Origin of the sequence: Spiroplasma endosymbiont of Aleiodes alternator, assembly GCF_964031135.1 — a bacterium.
In the GTDB taxonomy this organism is placed as follows: Bacteria; Bacillota_I; Bacilli_A; order Mycoplasmatales; family VBWQ01; genus Spiroplasma_E.
This window is the reverse complement of record NZ_OZ035008.1, coordinates 255,337-277,895: the sequence shown is the minus strand read 5'-3', so window position 1 is coordinate 277,895 and position 22,559 is coordinate 255,337. Positions and strand designations below refer to the sequence as shown.

General features: G+C 26.9%; 14 protein-coding genes, 1 pseudogene and 1 other annotated feature. Of the genes and pseudogenes, 3 read left to right on the top strand and 12 right to left on the bottom strand.

What is annotated here, in order from left to right; all coding sequences use genetic code 4:
- Nucleotides 1-22: 22 nt before the first annotated feature.
- From rpoC to rplJ, 4 genes are all read right to left on the bottom strand, one after another.
- Entirely contained in the window at nt 23-3,775 is a 3,753-nt protein-coding gene (gene rpoC, locus ACQH20_RS01610; RefSeq protein ID WP_425377558.1) for a DNA-directed RNA polymerase subunit beta', read from the bottom strand.
- 24 nt (nt 3,776-3,799) lie between these two features.
- Complete coding sequence (locus ACQH20_RS01605; RefSeq protein ID WP_425377277.1) at nt 3,800-7,510, bottom strand: DNA-directed RNA polymerase subunit beta; 3,711 nt, start codon at nt 7,508-7,510, stop codon at nt 3,800-3,802.
- A 182-nt stretch (nt 7,511-7,692) separates the two neighbouring features.
- Nucleotides 7,693-8,073 (bottom strand): 50S ribosomal protein L7/L12, encoded by a 381-nt coding sequence (gene rplL / locus ACQH20_RS01600; RefSeq protein ID WP_342260722.1) that lies wholly within the window; start codon nt 8,071-8,073, stop codon nt 7,693-7,695.
- Between the two features lie 40 nt (nt 8,074-8,113).
- Nucleotides 8,114-8,605, bottom strand: a complete 492-nt coding sequence (gene rplJ, locus ACQH20_RS01595) for a 50S ribosomal protein L10 (protein ID WP_425377276.1) — start codon at nt 8,603-8,605, stop codon at nt 8,114-8,116.
- A gap of 36 nt (nt 8,606-8,641) precedes the next feature.
- Nucleotides 8,642-8,767 (bottom strand) — a sequence feature (ribosomal protein L10 leader region).
- A 238-nt stretch (nt 8,768-9,005) separates the two neighbouring features.
- On the opposite strand from rplJ, the gene ACQH20_RS01590 reads away from it, so the two are divergent.
- Nucleotides 9,006-9,815: an IS3 family transposase gene (locus ACQH20_RS01590; protein WP_425377275.1), complete on the top strand. Its 810-nt coding sequence runs from the start codon at nt 9,006-9,008 to the stop codon at nt 9,813-9,815.
- Between the two features lie 3 nt (nt 9,816-9,818).
- Here the strand turns inward: ACQH20_RS01590 and ACQH20_RS01585 are convergent.
- From ACQH20_RS01585 to ACQH20_RS01570, 4 genes and pseudogenes are all read right to left on the bottom strand, one after another.
- Nucleotides 9,819-10,223: pseudogene (locus tag ACQH20_RS01585) on the bottom strand (transposase); the annotation flags it as partial.
- A 173-nt stretch (nt 10,224-10,396) separates the two neighbouring features.
- Nucleotides 10,397-11,206 carry an IS3 family transposase gene (locus tag ACQH20_RS01580; protein ID WP_425377274.1) on the bottom strand — a complete coding sequence of 270 codons (810 nt, stop codon included), beginning with the start codon at nt 11,204-11,206 and terminating at the stop codon, nt 10,397-10,399.
- A gap of 151 nt (nt 11,207-11,357) precedes the next feature.
- Nucleotides 11,358-14,081 carry a magnesium-translocating P-type ATPase gene (gene mgtA, locus ACQH20_RS01575; protein WP_425377273.1) on the bottom strand — a complete coding sequence of 908 codons (2,724 nt, stop codon included), beginning with the start codon at nt 14,079-14,081 and terminating at the stop codon, nt 11,358-11,360.
- A gap of 334 nt (nt 14,082-14,415) precedes the next feature.
- Entirely contained in the window at nt 14,416-15,636 is a 1,221-nt protein-coding gene (locus ACQH20_RS01570) for an IS3 family transposase (RefSeq protein ID WP_425377272.1), read from the bottom strand.
- 169 nt (nt 15,637-15,805) lie between these two features.
- On the opposite strand from ACQH20_RS01570, the gene ACQH20_RS01565 reads away from it, so the two are divergent.
- Together ACQH20_RS01565 and ACQH20_RS01560 are read left to right on the top strand one after the other, a co-directional pair.
- Nucleotides 15,806-16,750 carry an IS30 family transposase gene (locus ACQH20_RS01565; RefSeq protein ID WP_425377271.1) on the top strand — a complete coding sequence of 315 codons (945 nt, stop codon included), beginning with the start codon at nt 15,806-15,808 and terminating at the stop codon, nt 16,748-16,750.
- Nucleotides 16,751-17,052: 302 nt separating this feature from the next.
- Nucleotides 17,053-17,844: a DUF1295 domain-containing protein gene (locus tag ACQH20_RS01560; RefSeq protein WP_425377270.1), complete on the top strand. Its 792-nt coding sequence runs from the start codon at nt 17,053-17,055 to the stop codon at nt 17,842-17,844.
- A gap of 34 nt (nt 17,845-17,878) precedes the next feature.
- Here ACQH20_RS01560 and ACQH20_RS01555 read toward each other — a convergent pair whose 3' ends face one another.
- The 4 genes from ACQH20_RS01555 to hrcA are packed head-to-tail and all read right to left on the bottom strand — an operon-like array spanning nt 17,879 to nt 22,538.
- Entirely contained in the window at nt 17,879-18,982 is a 1,104-nt protein-coding gene (locus ACQH20_RS01555; RefSeq protein WP_425377269.1) for a DnaJ C-terminal domain-containing protein, read from the bottom strand.
- A 20-nt stretch (nt 18,983-19,002) separates the two neighbouring features.
- Nucleotides 19,003-20,850: a molecular chaperone DnaK gene (gene dnaK, locus ACQH20_RS01550; protein WP_425377268.1), complete on the bottom strand. Its 1,848-nt coding sequence runs from the start codon at nt 20,848-20,850 to the stop codon at nt 19,003-19,005.
- A gap of 14 nt (nt 20,851-20,864) precedes the next feature.
- Nucleotides 20,865-21,509, bottom strand: a complete 645-nt coding sequence (locus tag ACQH20_RS01545; RefSeq protein ID WP_425377267.1) for a nucleotide exchange factor GrpE — start codon at nt 21,507-21,509, stop codon at nt 20,865-20,867.
- A gap of 15 nt (nt 21,510-21,524) precedes the next feature.
- Nucleotides 21,525-22,538: a heat-inducible transcriptional repressor HrcA gene (hrcA, locus tag ACQH20_RS01540; RefSeq protein WP_425377266.1), complete on the bottom strand. Its 1,014-nt coding sequence runs from the start codon at nt 22,536-22,538 to the stop codon at nt 21,525-21,527.
- Between the last annotated feature and the right edge of the window lie 21 nt (nt 22,539-22,559).

The window sequence follows — 22,559 nt, the reverse complement described above, 5'->3', positions numbered from 1 at the left end:
TCACTTTTTATTTTAATTTAATTTAGTATTCTTCTTCAAGTGAAGAATTACCCATACCTATTAACTTCTCAGTTGGCATTAAACCAGTACCGGCCGGTATCAAGTTTCCTAAAATAACATTTTCCTTTAAACCACGTAAATTATCTTGTTTTGACTTAATAACAGCATTAGTTAATACTCTTGTTGTATCTTGGAAAGAAGCAGCAGCCAAGAATGATTCTGATTGTAATGGTGCTTTTTTAATCCCTAAAATAATTGGATGACCAAAAGCAGGTTTTTTACCAGCAACAATAATTTTGGCATTAACATTCTTAAATTCTTTGATATCAACAATCGCTCCAGGCAATAATGGTGAATCATTACCTTCAACTACAAAAATACGATTCAACATTTGTTTTACAATAATTTCAATATACTTATCAGAAATTTCAATTCCTTGTAAACGATAAACACGTTGTACTTCTTTTAAAATATATTGTTGAACTTCAATGATTCCTGCTACTTCTAGTAATTGTGTAATATTAATTGCACCTTCAGTTAGTTTTTGGCCAATCTTAACATTATCACCAATTTTAATTCTTACCTGAGCATTATATTGAGTTTTGTATTCTTTATAGTCAAGTTTTGACTTTACAGTAATTGTATAAATTCCTTGCTCTTCACGAATATCTGTTACTTTACCATCAAATTCACTAATAATAGCAACAGCACCTTTGGGATTAGTAATATCTAATAATTCTTTAATTCTTGGTAATCCTTGGGTAATATCACTACCACCAGCAACTCCTCCAGTATGGAAAGTTCTCATCGTTAGTTGAGTTCCTGGTTCACCAATTGATTGCGCTGCAATAATTCCAACTGTTTCGCCAATAGCAACAATAGAACCTGTTGTTAAATTAATACCATAACATTTTTGACAAACACCATAACTTGCTTCACAAGTTAAAACTGAACGAATATTTATTTTTGTAATTTTTGCCTCTAATATTGTTTCTACTAATTTTTCAGTAATTAATTCATTATTTGCAACAATTACATTATTTTTACTATCAACAACATCACCTTGAACAAAACGTCCAAATAAACGGTCACGTAACGGCACAATAATATTATTACGTTTTTGGTCAACAACGTCACTAATTATAAAGCCATTACCGGTATTACAATCTTCTTCAGTAACAATAATATCTTGTGAAACGTCAACTAGTCTTCTTGTTAAATAACCTGAGTCAGAAGTTTTAAGCGCCATATCCGCCATTCCTTTACGAGCACCATGGGTAGAAATAAAGAACTCTGAAACATTTAATCCTTCGCGGAATGAAGATTTAATTGGTAATTCAATAACTTCTCCTTTTGGATTATTCATTAAACCACGCATCCCTACTAATTGAGTAAAGTTACTAATATTAGTTCTAGCACCTGAATCTCACATCATAAAGATTGGATTTTCAATATCTTTTCTTAAAACTGTTTCTAGTTCAACTTGAATATTGTTTTTAATACCACTTCATTTATTAATAATATGGTAATGACGCTCACGATTAGTTAACATACCTTGTTTATAAAACTTGTTAATTGTTTTAACATATTCATCTGCTTCTTTAAATAATCTTGTTTTACCTGAATAAGATACAACATCGCCTGCAGAAATTGTTGTTCCTGAAATTGTTGAAAATTTAAAACCAAGATTTTTCATTTTATCTAACATTTGTGCAGTTAATTGAGTTCCAAAAGTTTTAAAATATTTATGAATAATATCTGCTAAAGCTTTTTTCTTAAATGGTTCAACAATAACTCTTTTTTTAATAAATTCACGAAAATCAACATCAGTGGCAACTAAATCTTCATTATGAGTTTCAGTTAAATTAATAATATTTGGGCGATTAATAAATGGCATTCTTTCTGAAAACATTTGATTAAAAATAATCTTACCAATAGTAGTAATTAAAAATTTATTTTGATCGGTAGCAGCAAATTTACTTGCACCTAAACTAGCAACACGAATTCCAATAATAGCATGTAATGAAACCTGTTTTGTATCATAAGCTTTAATTGCTTCATTAACATCTTTAAAAATTGAACCTTGACCTAATTCATCTAATTTTTCAATAGTTAAATAATAATTACCAAGAACCATATCCTGAGTTGGCGTAACAATTGGTTTACCATCTTTAGGACTTAAAATATTTTTTGAACCTAACATTAAACTTCTTGCTTCAGCTACTGCTTCTTGAGAAATTGGCACGTGAACAGCCATTTGGTCACCATCAAAGTCAGCATTAAAAGCAGGAGTTACTAGTGGGTGTAAACGAATAGCTTTCCCTTTAACTAGAATTGGTTCAAATGCTTGAATTCCTAAACGGTGTAAAGTTGGAGCACGGTTTAATAAGACAGGACGATCTTTAATTACTTCTTCTAAAACATCTCAAATTCGTTCATCTTGAATTTCAATTAATTTTTCAGCAATTTTAATATTTAAAGCTAATTCTTGATGAACTAATCTTTGCACAACAAAAGGTTTGAACAAAATAATTGCCATATCACGAGGAATACCACATTGATACATTTTTAATTCCGGACCAACAGCAATAACGCTTCGACCTGAATAATCAACACGCTTACCTAATAAGTTTTGACGGAAACGTCCTTGTTTTCCTTTTAATGTTGAAGTTAAAGATTTTAATGGACGTTTATCTCTTCCTGTTACTGGACGTGCTTTACGTTCATTATCAAATAAAGCATCAACTGATTCTTGCAACATTCTTTTTTCATTATTAATAATTAATATTGGTGCTCCCATTTGTTTTACTTTTTTTAAGCGTTCATTACGAATAATAATTCTTCGATATAAATCATTAATTTCTGATGTTGTAAAACGACCACCATCTAACTGAATAATTGGACGAATATCAGGTGGAATCACCGGAATAGCGTGTAATACCATTCATTCTGGTTTATTTCCTGATTTAGCAAATGAATCAATAACATCTAAACGACGTTCTAGTTTTCTACGATCAGTTTGTGATTTCTTGTTTGTCAATTGTTTTTTAATGGCAAGAAATTCTTTTTCTAAATTAATATTTTTTAATAAATACTCAATAGCTGAAGCACCAATTCCAAATTTTGTTCCAGTATGTTTAGTAATAAATTGAGCACATTCATCCATTGAAAATGGACGTGAAGTATCTGCTAAAGTATCAGTTAACATTTGAGCACGAGTATAAGCAAAAGAAGAAGGTTCTAATTGTTCTAAAATTTGTGCAAATACTTTACGTAAACGATTACGAGTATCAGTTGAAGATTTAGCATTACCTAAATCCATAATCATTTTTTGTTTTAAACCTTTGGCAGTCCCTGGATCTAAAACAATATAAGAAACAAAATATGCTACTTCTTCTAAGTCTTTAGCTTTCATATCTAATGCTAACGCAATTCTTGAAGGAGAAGCCTTTAACATTCAAATATGAGTTACTGGCTCTTCTAACTCAATGTGTCCTAAACGTTCACGTCGAACAATTGCTTCAGTAATTTCTACTAAACAACGTTCACAAACTTTACCTTTATTTTTTATTTTTTTATATTTACCACAAGTACATTCATAATTTTTAGTTGGTCCAAATATTCGTGCATCAAATAATCCATCTTTTTCAGGTTTTAATGACTTATAATTAATTGTTTCTGGCTTTGTAATTTCTCCATGTGATCATGAGCGAATTTGATCGGGAGAAGCAAGAGAAATTTTAAGGGCAGTATAATGTTTTGATTTTTTTTGCATTTGCATATATTTATTACTCCTTTTCTAATCCTCAAGATAACTTTCGACTTCTTCATCGTAAGTTACCACTTTTTGTTCTTGACCTTTTTCGTCAATTAACACAATATTTATTCCTAAACCTTGTAGTTCTTTTGTTAAAACATTAAATGATTCAGGGATACCTGGCGTTGGAATTTGTTTATTACGTAGAATCGCTTCATAAGTTTTAATTCTACCTTTAATATCATCAGATTTAATAGTTAGGATTTCTTGTAAAGTATGAGCAGCACCATAAGCTTCTAATGCTCAAACTTCCATTTCTCCAAATCTTTGTCCACCATTTTGTGCCTTACCACCCAATGGTTGTTGAGTAATTAATGAATATGGACCCACATTACGAGCATGTAATTTATCATCTACCATGTGTGATAGTTTTAACATATACATAACACCAACTGAAATTTTCTTGGCAAACTTTTCACCAGTTAAACCATCATATAATGTTAATTTATCAAAGTCATTATATTTTGCTTCTTTCATAATATCTAACAAGTCTTGATTTTTTGCACCATCAAAAACAGGGGTTGCTACTTTAATTCCTAAAGTTTTAGCAGCCATTCCTAAGTGTAATTCAAGAATTTGTCCAATATTCATCCGCGATGGTACTCCTAATGGATTTAGCATAATATCAACCGGTGTTCCATCTTCTAGGAAAGGCATATCTTCAATTGGTAAGACTTTAGAAATAACACCTTTATTTCCGTGTCTTCCAGCCATTTTATCTCCTTCTCGGATTTTACGTTTTTGTACAATAAATACTTTAACTACCTCTTCTACTTCTGAAGGTAAGTCAAAACCATCTTCACGTTTATAACGTTTAATACCTTGAACAATTCCAGCACCACCATTAGGTACTCGTAATGAATTGTCTTTAACATTACGTGATTTTTCACCAAAAATAGCTGCTAATAATTTTTCTTCAGCAGTTGATTGTGTTTGACCTTTTGGTGTAACTTTACCAACAAGAATATCTCCTTCTTTAACTTCAGTTCCAATTAAAACAATTCCTTCATCATCAAGATAACGTCTTGATTGTTCAGAAGTATTAGGGATTTCACGTGTAATTTCTTCTTTACCTTGTTTTGTTTTTCGACATTCTAAATTATATTCTTCAATATGCATTGAAGTATAAACATCATCTTTTACTAAACGTTCACTAATAATAATAGCATCTTCATAGTTATAACCATGTCAAGTCATGAAAGCAATAATTACATTTTGTCCTAATGCAAGTTCACCATCTTTCATTGAAGGTCCGTCTGCTAAAATTTGATTAACTTCAACTTTATCACCAACTTTTACTAATGGCACATGAGTTACTGCTGTTCCTTGATTACTACGTTCAAAACGACTTAACTCATAAGTTGTTATTTCATCTTCTGATTTAATAATAATTTCATGAGAATCAACATATTGTACAACTCCCGGTAAATTAGCAACAATAGCTAATCCTGAGTCACGAGCAACAGCATACTCAACACCCGTACCAACAATTGGTGTTTGTGGTTTTAATAATGGAATTGCTTGACGTTGCATATTAGCACCCATTAAAGCACGGTTAGCATCATCATTTTCTAAAAAGGGAATACAACTTGTAGCTATTGACACAATTTGTTTTGGTGAAACATCAATATATTCAACTTCGTTTGGTCCAACAATAATATTTTGACCATTACTACGAGCAATAACATTATTATTTTTAATAACATTATTAGTATCTAATTCAATATTAGCTTGTGCAATGATATAATTCTTTTCTTCACCGGCAGTTAAATATTTAATTTCATTAGTAATTTTACCTGCAATTACTTGACGGTAAGGTGTTTCAATAAAACCATATTCATTAATACGAGCATAAGTGGCTAAATTATTGATTAAACCAATATTAGGTCCTTCAGGAGTTTCAATTGGACAAATTCTTCCATAGTGAGAATAGTGAACATCACGAACTTCTAAACTAGCACGATCACGTGATAATCCACCAGGTCCTAAAGCAGTTAAACGTCTTTTATTAGCCAATTCTGCTAATGGATTAGTTTGATCCATAAATTGTGATAATTGTGATAAGTTAAAAAACTCACCAATAACAGCTGTTAATGGTTTATTATTTGTAATATTTGCTGGTTTCATTTTATCACTATCAGTAGTTGACATTTTTTCTTTAACATTTTTTTCAATACGTCCCATTCCGATACGAAATTGGTTTTGTAGTAATTCACCAATTGTACGAATACGACGATTTGCTAAGTGATCAATATCATCAGCATTACCAATACCATGAACAAAATTTAAAATATAAGAAAGAGTTGCTAAAATATCAGCAATGGTAATAATTACTTCTTTACATTTAGGATTAATTCCAACAACATTAATAACTTCATTTAATCTTTCTTTATCATTATAAACTTTAATTAACTGCACATAATGTTTTGGTTCACTATCACTAATTGATGTTTTTAAAGGTACTAAACATGCTCCTTCTTCTAATACTGTTTTTAGAATTTCTAATTGTGATTTACCAATTACTGTTTTTTTGGATAAAACAACTTTACCTCTAATATCTTTAATATCTTCAGCTAGAGTGTAATTTAAAACACGATCTGTAATAGCTAATTTTTGAATTAACTTATATCTTCCTGCTTTTGTTAAATCATATTTTTTTGAATCAAATAATAATCCAGTTAAAAATTTTGCAGCACCATCAACACTGGCAGTTTCTCCGGCTTTAATTTTTTTATAAATTTCTTGTACTGCTGCTGGTCAATTTTGATGTTCATCATATTCATAAGTATTTAATAAAACATCATCTTTACCAATTATATTAATAACATCATCTTTAGTTAATCCTAAGGCAGTAAGTAAAGTGGTTACTGCAATTTTACGTGATTTTTCAATTTTAACTTGAATAATATCTTTAATTGCATTTTTATTACGAACTAATTTATTACGTTTAGAATCAGTTTCAAATTCTAGTCAAGTTCCACGTGATGGAATTAAATCACCTAAAAATTTATATAATCCGGTTTTTGGATCAATTTCAATTTTAAAATATGCACCTGGTGAACGAACTAATTGTGAAACAACAACCTTTTCACTTCCATTAATAATAAAGGTTCCTTTTTGTGTCATTAATGGAAAATCACCTAAAAATACATCTCCTTCACGAGTTAATGTATAATCAACAATTAAAACATCTTCTTCTCTACTTTTAATAGTAACTTCAATAGTTGAAAATTCACTATTAGCATGAACATTTTTTTCTTCAAAATAATATATATTATCGCTAACTTTTGGTTCATTAATGTTTTTAATACCAAATTGGTCTTTAATTCAACGCATTAAATAATCTAAAATATTATCTTTAGCAGCAATAGTTAAATGACTATTATTTTCATGAATTGATAAAGATAATTTTGTATAGATTGGTGCTTCATAAGTTTTTGACTCATCTTTTGCTTCTTTTAATGTTCTTCTTGGTTTACGAAATTCTCAATCAATCAATGATAAAATAATACGATTATCATTATCAGTTACCGGAAATATTTCATTAAATACTTCTTGTATTCCTGTATCAATAAATCATTTATAAGTATCACGTTGAATTGAAATTAAATCAGGAAGATCTAAATTTCCTGATACTTTAGTATAGTCACGTCTTTTAGCATAATGACCAAATTGTTTTGTAGTATATGACATTGGTTCATCTCCAATTTTAAAAATTTATTAAAATCAAATAATTTGATTTCAGTTAATTAGTATTAAATTACTAATTAGTTTGATAAAATATTAAGTTTTAAGTTGATAATTTTTAGTTAAATAACAAACAGAAAACCAGTATTAATTAAAACTGGTTTTCATATAAATTTTTAATATTTGAACTACTTAACTTCAACAATAGCACCAACGGCTTTTAACGTTGCTTCGTGTTCTGTTGCTTTTGCTGTATCAATATTTTCTAAAATCTTTTGTGGTCCTGTTGCTACTGCATCAACCATTTTTTTAGCATCCATTAAAGATATTGTACCACCAACAATTGCCTTAACTGCTTTAATAACATCAACTTTTTTGTCTCCTACTTCTTTTAAGATTACAGAAACTGTTGATGGTTTTGTTGCTTCTTCTTTAGCTGCTGCTGGTGCAGAAGCAACTGCTGCAGTTACTCCAAAAGTTGTTTCAATTAATTCAACTAATTCTTTTAATTGAACTGCTGTCATTGTTTTAACATGTTCAATAATTTGTTTATTTGTAATATTTTCCATTATTTTTTCCTCCATATTTTTTTTATTTAATAAGTGTTAATTATGCGTTTTCTTTTTGTTTGGCTACTGCTTTAATTGCTAAAGCCAAATTGCGAACTGGTGCTTGTAAACAAGAAGCTAACATTGAAATTAATTCTAATTTTGATGGTAATGAAGCTATTTTTTGTAACTCACTTTGGTCAATAACTTTCCCTTCAAAAATGCCACCTCTTAATACTAATAATTTATTAATTTTAGCATAATTAGAAACTATTTTAGCTGTTTCTAAGTCGTTTTCAAATCCAAAGATAAAACCATTTGGGCCAACTAAACTACTTTCAAGCGATGAATATTCTTTTTTTAAAGCACGAGCAACTAAATTATTCTTATAAATAGTGAATGTTGCATCTTTAGCTCTTAATTCCTTACGTAAAGAACTAATTTCTTCAACATTCATACCTTGATATTGTACAACAATTGTTGTTTTTGAATCATTAATTTGCTTAGCAATTAAATCAATAGTTTTTTGTTTTTCAACCATTGCTGGGCGCATAAGTACACCTCCTTATTATTCTGAAATAACTAGCAATAAGTAGTAAATAAAACTCGGAACAAAACCGAGTAAATCACATGCATATATAATGATGGAAATTACCTGAGCAACATAATTAAGACAAAAGTCCGTTGCTGTCTTTGGCTTATTCTAGCTTGTATATTATATGATATATATATATTAAAATCAAGAAAAATTTACAAAAGATTAAATAAATAATTTTTTATTATATATCTTTTAAGTTATCATAAAGGGACTTTCCTAAAAACTGTGTTTTTTAAATAAATTTTAGTTGTAAAATCACTAAGTTACACAGATTGCTGGAAAGTCCCGAAAAAGTTATTTATGTTGATTATTAAATGTTTCAAAATCAGGATATTATAAGTGAATTAAGAATGGAATGAATGAATTTAATAAATGAGATACATTTTTAGCTAATATAATTAAAAATATTTTTTATGAATTTCAAGAAATTTATGGTTATAAAATGATAACTTTATGAATTAACAAAATTTATAATTTAAAATTAAAATTTCATATTGTATATAGATATATGAAAAATATGAGTTTAAAAGCTAAGGTTCGCATAAAAAAATTTGATTATAGAACTAAATCAGGAAGTTTAAGATATGATAATTTATTAAAACGTAATTTTTCAACTACTAATTTAAATGAAAAATTAGATACTGATATAACTTATTTATTAACTAATGGTAAAACATATTATTTATCAATTGTTAAAGATTTTCATAATAATGAAATATTAGATTATAAAATAAGTGCAAGTTTAGACATGACATTTGTTGTCCAAAACATTATCCAAGCTTGAGTTAATGCTCAAAAACCTACTTCATGAATTTTACAATCAGATCAAGGATTTCACTATACAAATCCTTCTTATAAAATTTTATGTGATGAATTAAAAATAAAAATTTCAATGTCTAGAAGAGGTAATTCCTGTGATAATGGTGCTACTGAAACTTGATTTGGAACAATGAAAACAGAATTTCTATATCAAATTCCAAGAAAAAATAGAACTATTGAATGAATACAAGACAACTTACCTAAATATATTTACTTTTATAATAATTATCGACCTCAAATAAAATTAAAAGGAATGAGTCCAATCGAATATCGATTAGCTCATTCCAAACCAACAAATAATTACTTCATACCTATAAATTTAACACTTACAAACGCTATTTTATAAAATTTAATAAAAGGTTACTTTTATTGTCCACTTTTCTTGACAAGTTCATTTTTTGGTAGACATTTGTTCTTCATACTTAACTGGAGTTAAGTACTTTAGAGTGCTGTGAATTCTTATGTTGTTGTATCAGTTGATATAATCAAATAATTCTAATTTTAATTGGATTAATGATATAAAATTTTTTTCATTAATAAATTCTGTCTTAAAAGTTTTAAAAGTCGCTTCAGCAACAGCATTGTCATAAGGACAACCTTTTTTGCTTAAAGAACGGGTAATGTTGAATGCTAATAAAAGTTTATCGATAGTTTTGTTATTAAATTCGTTACCGCGATCAGTATGAAATATTTGCATATCTTTTAAAGAGCGATTTGATTGCATAAATGCTTGGTATACCAATGATGCATCTTTTTTGAACTTGTCAAGAAAAGTGGACAATAAAAGTAACCTTTTATTAAATTTTATAAAATAGCGTTTGTAAGTGTTAAATTTTGAACTTGTCAAGAAAAGTGGACAATAAAAGTAACCTTTTATTATGAACTTGTCAAGAAAAGTGGACAATAAAAGTAACCTTTTATTAAATTTTATAAAATAGCGTTTGTAAGTGTTAAATTTATAGGTATGAAGTAATTATTTGTTGGTTTGGAATGAGCTAATCGATATTCGATTGGACTCATTCCTTTTAATTTTATTTGAGGTCGATAATTATTATAAAAGTAAATATATTTAGGTAAGTTGTCTTGTATTCATTCAATAGTTCTATTTTTTCTTGGAATTTGATATAGAAATTCTGTTTTCATTGTTCCAAATCAAGTTTCAGTAGCACCATTATCACAGGAATTACCTCTTCTAGACATTGAAATTTTTATTTTTAATTCATCACATAAAATTTTATAAGAAGGATTTGTATAGTGAAATCCTTGATCTGATTGTAAAATTCATGAAGTAGGTTTTTGAGCATTAACTCAAGCTTGGATAATGTTTTGAACAACAAATGTCATGTCTAAACTTGCACTTATTTTATAATCTAATATTTCATTATTATGAAAATCTTTAACAATTGATAAATAATATGTTTTACCATTAGTTAATAAATAAGTTATATCAGTACCTAATTTTTCATTTAAATTAGTAGTTGAAAAATTACGTTTTAATAAATTATCATATCTTAAACTTCCTGATTTAGTTCTATAATCAATTTTTTTTATGCGAACCTTAGCTTTTAAACTCATATTTTTCATATATCTATATACAATATGAAATTTTAATTTTAAATTATAAATTTTGTTAATTCATAAAGTTATCATTTTATAACCATAAATTTCTTGAAATTCATAAAAAATATTTTTAATTATATTAGCTAAAAATGTATCTCATTTATTAAATTCATTCATTCCATACTTTTATCTGTTCCTATCTATAATATAAAATTCCTATTACTTTTAATAAAGTAACAGGAATACAAAAATTTTCTTTAGTTTTACATTTATTTGTATCATAATTTTAAAAAAATCCAATACATTTTTCTTAAAATTAAAATTTAGTTTATAATCAGCGTTTATTAACCTTTATATATATCATTTTTAATAATTGACTAGCAATGAAATAAACAATGACAACACCAGCTAAATAAGCATAAAAAATTAAAGGAATTGGTGTTAAACCAATAGTAGCTCCTAATTGTGTATATGGAATACTAATGCCAATAATAGTAATTATAATTGTTGTTAAAAATAACTGATGAGATGGCATACTTTGAATAAAAGGTACCTTAGAAGTTCGTAATAATTGTACAATTAATGTTTGTGAAGTAACTCCTAAAATAAATCATCCAGTATGAAATAATTGTTGTTGATAAATGCCAGCAGCACTATTAGGATCTACATTAGCAAAATTGGCAAAGATATGTAAACCATATCCTAAAAATAAAAAGGTGGTTATATCAAATATTGAACTTAGCGGTCCATTCCAGAATGCAAAAGGTAAAATACTTTTTGCATTTCATTTTTGTGGTTTTTTAATAAAGTCTTCATCAACCCTATCTCAAGGAATTGCTAATTGAGAAATATCATATAATAAATTTTGTAGTAAAATTTGAATTGCCATCATTGGTAAAAAAGGTAATCAAATTGAAGCAATTAAAATACTTAATGAATTACCAAAATTAGAAGAAATAGTAATTTTAATATATTTTAAAATATTACCAAAAGTATTTCTGCCACTAATCACTCCTTGTTCTAAGACATCTAAATCTTTTTCTAATAAAATAATATCAGATGCTTCTTTGGCAATATCAGTAGCACTATTAACAGATATTCCAACATCAGCGTGATGCAAAGCAACAGCATCATTAATACCATCACCTAAAAAGCCAACAGTGTGACCATTTAACTTTAAAATATCAATAATTCTTGATTTTTGTAATGGATCCATTTTCGCAAAAATAGTAGTTTTATTTACTAATGCTTGTAAATGTTGATCATCCATATCTTCAATGTCACTACCTAATAAAGGAATTCCTGGCTCTAATCCCACCTTTTTACAAATTGCTTTAGTAACAATTTCATTATCACCAGTCAAAATTTTAACATCAATTCCGTGTTGATTAAGAGTTGTTATTGCTTTAATAGCACTAGGTTTAGGTACATCTAAAAAACCTATATATCCTAATAAAACTAAATTAGATTCATCTTCTATTTTAAAAACTGTTTTGTCACTAGCAAAATCTTGATAGCCAATTGCAATTACTCGCAAACCATCATTATTTAATTCCGTACTTAATTTTAAAACATTTTCTTTAATTTTATCAGTTAAGGTAATTACTTTCCCACCAATTTCAACTTTAGTACAAATTTTTAATATTTCTTCTACTGCTCCTTTGCAAATTAAAGTATTATTAATTTTATCTTTTGAAACTACTATTGACATTCGTCTTCTTATAAAATCAAAAGGTATTTCATCAATTTTACGATAGGGCATTTCAACTATTTTATTATGATGAGCTTTAATGTGTTGGACAATTGTTTTATCAATATTATTTTTTAATCCAGTTTGTAAAGAACTATTTAAATATGCCATTTCTAAAACTTTGTTTGATTCAACACCTTCTGGATCTAAGTGTTTAACTAACTCAATTCTATCCTCAGTTAAAGTACCGGTTTTATCAGTGCATAAAACATCCATTGCACCAAAACTTTGAATACTAGTTAAATTTTTAACAATTACTTTTTTATGTGATAATCTAATTGCACCTTTTGCTAAGTTAGCACTAACAATCATTGGCAGCATTTCGGGGGTAATACCAACAGCAACTGATATTGAAAATATTAACGCTGTTAAAATATTATTTTTAGTAATTACATTAACAATAAATATTAATGGTACCATTACACACATAAAACCAATAAGAATGTAGGTAACTTTTTTAATACCTTTACTAAAACTAGTAACAGGACGTTTACTAGTTACTGCACTAGCAATTGATCCAAAATAAGTATTAACACCTGATGCAATAACAATAGCAATAGCACCGCCCGAAACAATACTAGTACTCATAAAACATATGTTTTCTAATTCTAGGATACTACTTTTTTTATTATCATCTTTAGTATTAATAGCATGTTTTTCAACAGGAAATGTTTCACCAGTTAGTGCTGATTGATTAATAAATAGATCGGTTGAAACTAAAATTCGAACATCGGCAGGAATCATATCACCAGAAGATAAGAAAATAATATCACCTGGTACTAAATTTTCAATTAATACTTCTTTTGTAAAATTGGCAACACTATTTAAAGCATTAAAATCAATTTTTTTATTTTTATTACTAAATCGAAAAACACTGGCTGTTGTTTCAATTAATTGTCGTAATTTTTCTGAAGATTTATAGGAACGATAATCTTGAAAGTAAGATATAAAAACACTCAAAATAATCATTACTAAAACAATAATAGCACTGTACAAATCAACATTTTTATCAGTATTAGTATCAATAATACTGTAACTAATAAAATTATAGATAACTATTATCATTAAAACAATAATAAAAGGATTAAAAATATTGTGCATTAATTTTTTGTATCAAACAAATCGTTTATGAGAAAAAACATTTTTACCATATTTTTTAAGTCTGTCTTCTACTTCTTCCTTTTTTAATCCGTACATACTACCATCTAATTGTTGGATAACTTCTTCTTTTGATAGTTGCGAAAATTGTTTAAACATGGTTGTTGTTTTTTGTTCTATATGCTTCTTTTTAAAAAATTGCATTATCAACCAACCTTTCTTCAAACGTATAATTTAATTGTATACTAAAATCAAAAGAACTTTATTTTAGTGAAAAAAGTTCTTAAAACTACCAAATATTTAAGAATAATATTCTTTTATTTTCAATAAAAATTTGTATTATTTTTAAATACAAATTATTTATATCAAAAATAGGAGTAAACATCAATGATTTAAAGGGACTTTCCAGCAATCTGTGTAACTTAGTGATTTTACAACTAAAATTTATTTAAAAAACACAGTTTTTAGGAAAGTCCCGATTTAAAAGGAGTGAACTTGTCAAGAAAAGTGGACAATAAAAGTAACCTTTTATTAAATTTTATAAAATAGCGTTTGTAAGTGTTAAATTTATAGGTATGAAGTAATTATTTGTTGGTTTGGAATGAGCTAATCGATATTCGATTGGACTCATTCCTTTTAATTTTATTTGAGGTCGATAATTATTATAAAAGTAAATATATTTAGGTAAGTTGTCTTGTATTCATTCAATAATTCTATTTTTTCTTGGAATTTGATATAGAAATTCTGTTTTCATTGTTCCAAATCAAGTTTCAGTAGCACCATTATCACAGGAATTACCTCTTCTAGACATTGAAATTTTTATTTTTAATTCATCACATAAAATTTTATAAGAAGGATTTGTATAGTGAAATCCTTGATCTGATTGTAAAATTCATGAAGTAGGTTTTTGAGCATTAACTCAAGCTTGGATAATGTTTTGGACAACAAATGTCATGTCTAAACTTGCACTTATTTTATAATCTAATATTTCATTATTATGAAAATCTTTAACAATTGATAAATAATATGTTTTACCATTAGTTAATAAATAAGTTATATCAGTACCTAATTTTTCATTTAAATTAGTAGTTGAAAAATCACGTTTTAATAAATTATCATATCTTAAACTTCCTGATTTAGTTCTATAATCAAATTTTTTTATGCGAACCTTAGCTTTTAAACTCATATTTTTCATATATCTATATACAATATGAAATTTTAATTTTAAATTATAAATTTTGTTAATTCATAAAGTTATCATTTTATAACCATAAATTTCTTGAAATTCATAAAAAATATTTTTAATTATATTAGCTAAAAATGTATCTCATTTATTAAATTCATTCATTCCATTCTTAATTCACTTATAATATCCTGATTTTGAAACATTTAATAATCAACATAAATAACTAATCTGATATTTTTTCTTCAATGAGAAAATCACAAAATATTTCTTCTTTTTTGTCGATTTTTCTAAATACTTTTTTATATCGTTCATTGCCTCAATATATTCAATTAATTCTTGTTTTGTCATTTCATTAAAATTTAAAGATTTGGGTCGACCTGTTCTTTTGGTTTTTTTAGCACGAATTCCATTGCCATATTCTAAACCTTTTTCACCTAATAATTTATATGCTTTAATTCATTCTTTTATTGATGATCGACCAATACCATACTCTAATGCGGTTTTATCAATTGTTTTAATTTTACTTATTTTTATTATTTTTAACTTTTCTTCTTTTGATAGTCATTTAGCCATAAAAAAATGAACACCTTCCTTAAAGTATTTTTAACACAAAGGTTACAATTCTGTGTCTACTTTATTCTAGATGTTCAGAGTTGACCTGAATTGTAAAATTAAAAAGGACATTTATATAAAAATTAAATTGTGTTAATTCTATAATTAAGAAAAGAAAGGAATTAGCACAATGTATAAGTATCTGACTATTGAATCAATAATAGCAATAAAAGAATATAAAAGTTATGAATTTTCAATTCGTAAAATAGCAAAAGCTGTTGATTATAGTAAATCAACTGTACATAGAGTTTGCAGATTATTAAATCAAAACTTATTACCATTAGAAATATTGAATCAAATTCAAAAAAAGAAGCAAAATGCAGGTAGAAAATTAATAATTTTAACTTTAACAGAAATTAATACTATTAATTATTTGTTAATTACTAAAAATTATGCGCTTGATATAATTGCTAATTTTTTAAAGGAAAATAAAATAAAAAGTATTTCAACAAAAACTTTATATAACATGTTTAAAACAAATCGAATGGGTTTTGATGAAAATAACTTATTGAGAAAAGGAAAAAATAAACCTCATAAACGAAAAGAAACTAGAGGACGAATTAATAATTGTAAATCTATTCATGAAAGAAATTTAATCATTCCTAATATTAAAAATATACAAGAATTTGGTCATTTAGAGGGTGATACTATCATTGGTAAAAATCATAAAAGTTCTATTATTACTTTAGCTGATATATGATCAAAAACCACAATTCCTTTAGTTTCTAAAAATCATAAAGCAGAAAATATTACAAAAAGTATAATAAAATTTATTTCAAAGTTACAAAAAGGAACAGTTAAAACTATTACTTTTGATCGTGGTAAAGAATTTAGTAAATGAAAATTAATCGAAAAAATTTGCAATGTTAAGATTTATTTTGCAGATCCTGGCAAACCTTGTCAAAGAGGTTTAAATGAAAATAATAATGGTATTTTAAGAAGATATTTATCAAAATCTACAGATCTATCTTTATATAAACAAAAAGACTTAAATGCTATAGCATTTCAGATTAATTCTACACCCAGAAAATCACTATCTTATAAAAGCCCAATAGACTTAATACAATTATTTTAAAAACTGTCCCATTTGTCCCATTTATATTTACAATTCAGGAAATTAAAAATTCAATTACTTTAAAACTAAAGTTAATTATAAACTTATATTATGTAAGTTTATAATTGAATTATATATTTAAAATATATAATTTAAATATATTTTTGTACAAAATTAAAATTTAAATCTAAGTTATTAAATATATTTCATTATTTGTTATAATTAAAATATATTTAATATAATTTAGAGGGGTATTTATTATGGATTTTTATATTATACTTTGAATATTTTTAATATCATTAACTATTAATTTTATTTTCTTTATGATAGCTTTTATTTTTAAAACTGCTATTTTAACTGATATTATTTATTGTTTAAGTTTTATTTGTTTAAGTGTGATCATCGTTGCGTGAAAGCAAAATTTTAGTCCTGTCCAAATTTCGTTGTTTGTTCTTTATAATATTTGAGCTCTAAGATTAGGTAGTTTTTTATTATTAAAAATTATTAAACATAAGGTTGAATATCGTTTTGATAAAATTATTATTAATTTTTGAAAATTTAGTTTTTTTTCAATTTTACAAGGAATTTCAGTTTTTATTATTAGTATTCCTACGGTTTTTGCATTAAGTCTTAATATTGTTTATTTTAATAGTACATTTAATAATTACTTACTTATTTTTATTATGCTTGCTATTTTATTTTTAGTTATTGAGACAATTGCAGATTGACAAAAGTTTAGATTTTCCTTAAAGAAAAAACATGATTTATTTTTTATTAATTATGGTTTATGAAAAGATTGTCGTCACCCTAATTATTTAGCAGAAATTGGGTTTTGATATATGATGACAGCATTGTTTATTTGTGATTTATTATTTAAAAATATTAATAGTGATATAAATTATTTATTTCATTTATTATGATTATTAAGTCCGTTGTATTTTAATGTTGTAGTAATTAATATTACCGACATACCAATATGAGAAGTAAAACAATGACAAAGGTTTCACTCTAATGAAGATTATTACAAATATTTAAATGAAACTAGTTGTGTAATGTGTTATATTGGTAAAAAAGGTCCAATTAATAAAGTGAAAAAATTAATATATAAAAAATAAGAACATATGTTCTTATTTTTTATATATTAATTTATTAAATTCTTTTTATTGCACTATTAACAAAATCTTCATTTGGATTAAATTTAGTTTCGTTATTAATATTTCATAATTTTTCTTGCTCTGTTTTAGTGACTTTATTAGGCATATGTATATCAAGAATAACATGTAAGTCACCACGTTTACTACTATTAGGGTAATAGAATCCCTGATTTTTTAAAGTAATTTTGTCACCGTATTGTAGTCCTAATGATAATTTATGTTTAATTATTCCTTCAAAGGTAGGAATCATAATAATATTTCCCAAAATAATATCTAAGTAAGATACTGGTAATTTAATATACATATCACTACCTTGACGATCTAAGAAAGCGTGTCGCTTAATATTAATACCAACAAATAAATCGCCTTGAGTGCCACCATTATGACCAATTTTACCTTTACCTTTAATTCTAATTTGTTGACCATCAAAAATACTGCGAGGAATATCAAATTCTAATTTTTGATTTTCAATATAATAGCGATGTCCTTTGCATTTTAAACATTTTTGACGAATAATTTTACCAAGTCCTTGACATTGGTTGCAAACACCTTGATGTCTAAACATACCTAATGGTGATTGTTGAACATATTCAAGAACTCCTTTACCTTTACATTTATCACATGTACTAATATCATTAGGAGTTTTAGCACCAGTTTCTTTACAATCCTTACAAGCAACATCAATGTTAATACTAATGGTCATTTTTTTGCCAAAGAATACATCACGATAACTAATTTCAACTTTTGTTAGGATATTATCACCTGGTGTTTTACCATTATAGCGTTGTTGTTGTCTTCTATTACCACCAAATAAGTCACCAAATAAGTCACCAAATGCCGAACTAAAGTCACCGAAACCAGAAGAACTACCAACTCCGGGCATATCATGACCAAATTGATCATATTTTGCTCTTTCATTAGTATCAGATAAAACTTGATAAGCTTCACTTATTTCTTTAAATCGAGCTTCATCACCACCACTTGGTGAATCGGGATGATATTTTTTTGCAAGCGTACGAAACGCTTTCTTAATTTCATCTGGAGTAGCATTACGTGAAACTCCTAGAATTTCATAATAATCACGTTTTTTACTTGCCATTTTGTCCACCTCTAATTATTTTATTTAGTTGTTGCGTCAACATCAATAACATCATCACTTTTATTATCATCTTTTTTAATATGATCTGTTGGTTCTTGTTTTTGTTGGTTCATAAATTGTTGTGCAGCAGCAAATGCTTGTTTTAATTGTTCTAGTTTTTCTTTTAAATCATCATATTTTTTTTCATCTAGTGATTTTTGTAAGTCATCACGTAGTTTTTTCATTTCAGCAATTTGTGGATTTTCTGCTTCGCCTTCTTTTGCTGATTTAGTAACTTCAGCAGTCATTTTATCAATATCATAAATATAGGCTTGTGCTTGATTAGATAATTCAATTTCTTCTTTATGTTTTTCATCGTTTTCACGATTCTTTTCAGCATCTTGTACCATTTTTTCAATTTCGTCTTTACTTAAAGTACCACTATTGCTAATAGTAATTTTTTGTTCTTTATTAGTTTTTAGATCTTTAGCACTAACAGATACAATACCATTAACATCGATATCAAAAGTAACTTCAATTTGTGGAACACCTCTTGGTGCTGGTTCGATACCACTTAATTGGAAACGACCCAATGAATGATTATCTTTAGCTAGTGGACGTTCTCCTTGTAAAACACTAATATCAACAGCGGGTTGATTGTCTTCAGCAGTTGAAAAAACTTGTGACTTTTTAGTAGGAACAGTAGTATTACGAGAGATTAATGGCGTCATTACTCCTCCTAAAGTTTCAATACCTAATGATAAAGGAGTTACATCTAATAGTAAAACGTCAGTAACATCACCCGATAATACTCCTGCTTGAATAGCAGCACCCAAAGCTACTACTTCATCAGGGTTAACACCACGATGTGGTTCTTTACCAATTTCGTTTTTAATAACTTCTTGCACAGCTGGGATTCTTGTTGAACCACCAACTAAAATAACTTCATCAATTTCATTTTTGCTTAATTTAGCTTCTTTTAAGGCATCACGAACAGGAGCAATAGTTCTTTCAACTAGTGATTTTGTTAGTTCATTAAATTTGGCACGTGTTAATTTTTCATTTAAATGTAATGGACCTGAGGCATTCATTGAAATAAATGGTAATGAAATATCAGCTTGTACTACTCCTGATAAGTCTTTTTTTGCTTTTTCAGCAGCATCTTTTAAACGTTGCATTGCCATTTTATCTTTTGATAAGTCAACACCATTACTTTTTTTGAATTCACTAACTAAATGTTCAACAATTAAGGCATCAAAGTCGTCACCACCAAGTTTGTTATCACCACTAGTTGATAATACTTCAAATGTTCCACCCGCTAATTCTAGAACTGAAACGTCAAATGTTCCACCACCTAAGTCAAATACTAAAATTTTGTGATCTTTATCTTGTTTGTCTAAACCATAAGCGATGGCAGCAGCAGTTGGTTCGTTAATAATTCTTTCTACTTTTAATCCTGCAATAATTCCTGCATTTTTAGTAGCTTCACGTTGTTCATTGTTAAAGTAAGCAGGAACAGTAATAACTGCTTTTGATATTTTTTTACCTAATTTTGATTCAGCAAAAGTTTTAATAGTGCGTAAAATTTCTGCAGATACTTCTTCTGGTTTACGTGTTTTATTAGCGACTTTAACTGTTTCTTTAGTTCCCATAATTCTTTTAATTGAACTAACAGTATTATCTGGATCAGTAATAGCTTGACGTTTAGCAACTTCACCAACCATAATTTGACCATCTTTGTAAGCAACAACTGATGGTGTTGTTCTTCCACCTTCGGCATTTTCAATAACTTTTGGCTTATCACCTTCCATTACGGCAACACATGAATTAGTTGTTCCTAGATCGATTCCTAAAATGATTTCTTTATTTGTTGTTTTATTTGTAGACATAATATTTTCACTCCTTAATTTTTCTTTGTTTCTGTTTTTTCTTCTTTAATTTGAAAAACTTTAACTTTAGTAGTGCTAATGACACGATTATGCAATTCATAACCATTAGCTATAACTTCAACAATAGTATTATTTTTTACATTTTGATAAGCATTGTTTGTATTATCATTAATAATTTCTACTGCCTCATGTTGGTGAGAATTAAATTGATCTCCAACTTTAGCAGTAATTTCTTTTAAACCTTCTTTACCAAGTGCTTTAATTAATTCTTCATAGATAAATTTAAAACCAACTAGGAAATTTTGAACAGCTGCATTATCAGTTTTAAAGTTTAGTGCTCGTTGGAAATTTAATAAAGTATGAACTAAATCTTTAATAATTTTTTGGTTAGCATATTTAATGTGTTCTTTATTTTGAATTTCTAATTCTTTAATGGTATTTAATCTAGTAGCTAGCATTAATTGCTTTTGTTGTGAATTAATTTTATTAAGTTCTGTTGTTAATTCTTTAATTTTTGTTTCTAATTCGATTTCTTTATTTAATGATATTTTTTCTTCTTCGACACTTACTGGTGTTTCAGTAACAGGAGTTGAAATAGTTGTATCTTTAGTTTCTGTTGCTGATACGTTATCAATGTTATCTTTTTTAGCTTTTGTCATTTTATCATCTCATTTCTATTTAAAGTTTTTAATCAATGTTTGATTAATCCAATTTAGAATTTCAGTTAGTTTTTCATATTCTAAACGTTTAGGTCCAACAATTGCAATTTGTCCTTGTTCACCATCATGAACTTTAAAAGTAGTAGTAATCATTGCCATATCGTTATTTTCATTACCCAGTTCTTCACCAATTTTAATTTGTAGTTGATTATTATTTAATTCATCAAAATACATTCATGGTGATTGTGATTCAATGAATTTAATAATTGTTTTAACCTTATTAATATCATTAAATTCAGGATTTTCTAACATATATTGAACACCGTGTGTTGTTGATAGTGGTCGTGAGAAATTAATTAAAGTGTTAACAAATCCTTGAATAATATATTCTGATTTTTGTACTTGTTGTTCAAGGATTGGTTTTAATAAATTTACTTTCTCACTAATTTCACTAATTTTAGTACCAATTAATCTGGTGTTAAAAATATCAATGGCAATTGATAAATCGGTTAATGATGTTTCTTGAATATTAAAAATTTTGTTTTGAACATGACCATTACTAGTAATACAAATTGTTAAAGCATTATCATTACTAATCGGTATTAATTCAATTTTTTTTAAAGTATCTTCATTAATATTAGGACCAGTAACAATACTAATCAAATTAGTCATTTCACTTAAAATACTACTAGTTTTATTTAATACTTCGGTAATTACTAAGTTACGGTTATTAAATACTTCTGCTATTTTTTTCTTCAAGATTTCTAGTTCTTGATGTTCAGCCATATTCATTAAATTATCAACATAATAGCGATAACCTTTTGTTGAAGGAATACGACCACTAGAGCTATGTGCTTTTTCTAATAATCCTAATGTTTCTAATTCAACACATTCATTACGAATAGTAGCACTAGAAAAATTAATATTGTTATTATTTTCTAAAATAGTTTTGCTACCAATTGGTAATCCTGTTTTAATATATTTTTCAACAATGATTTTTAAAATTTGTGATTGTCTGTTACTTAACATTGTTCACCACCTTTTTTAGCA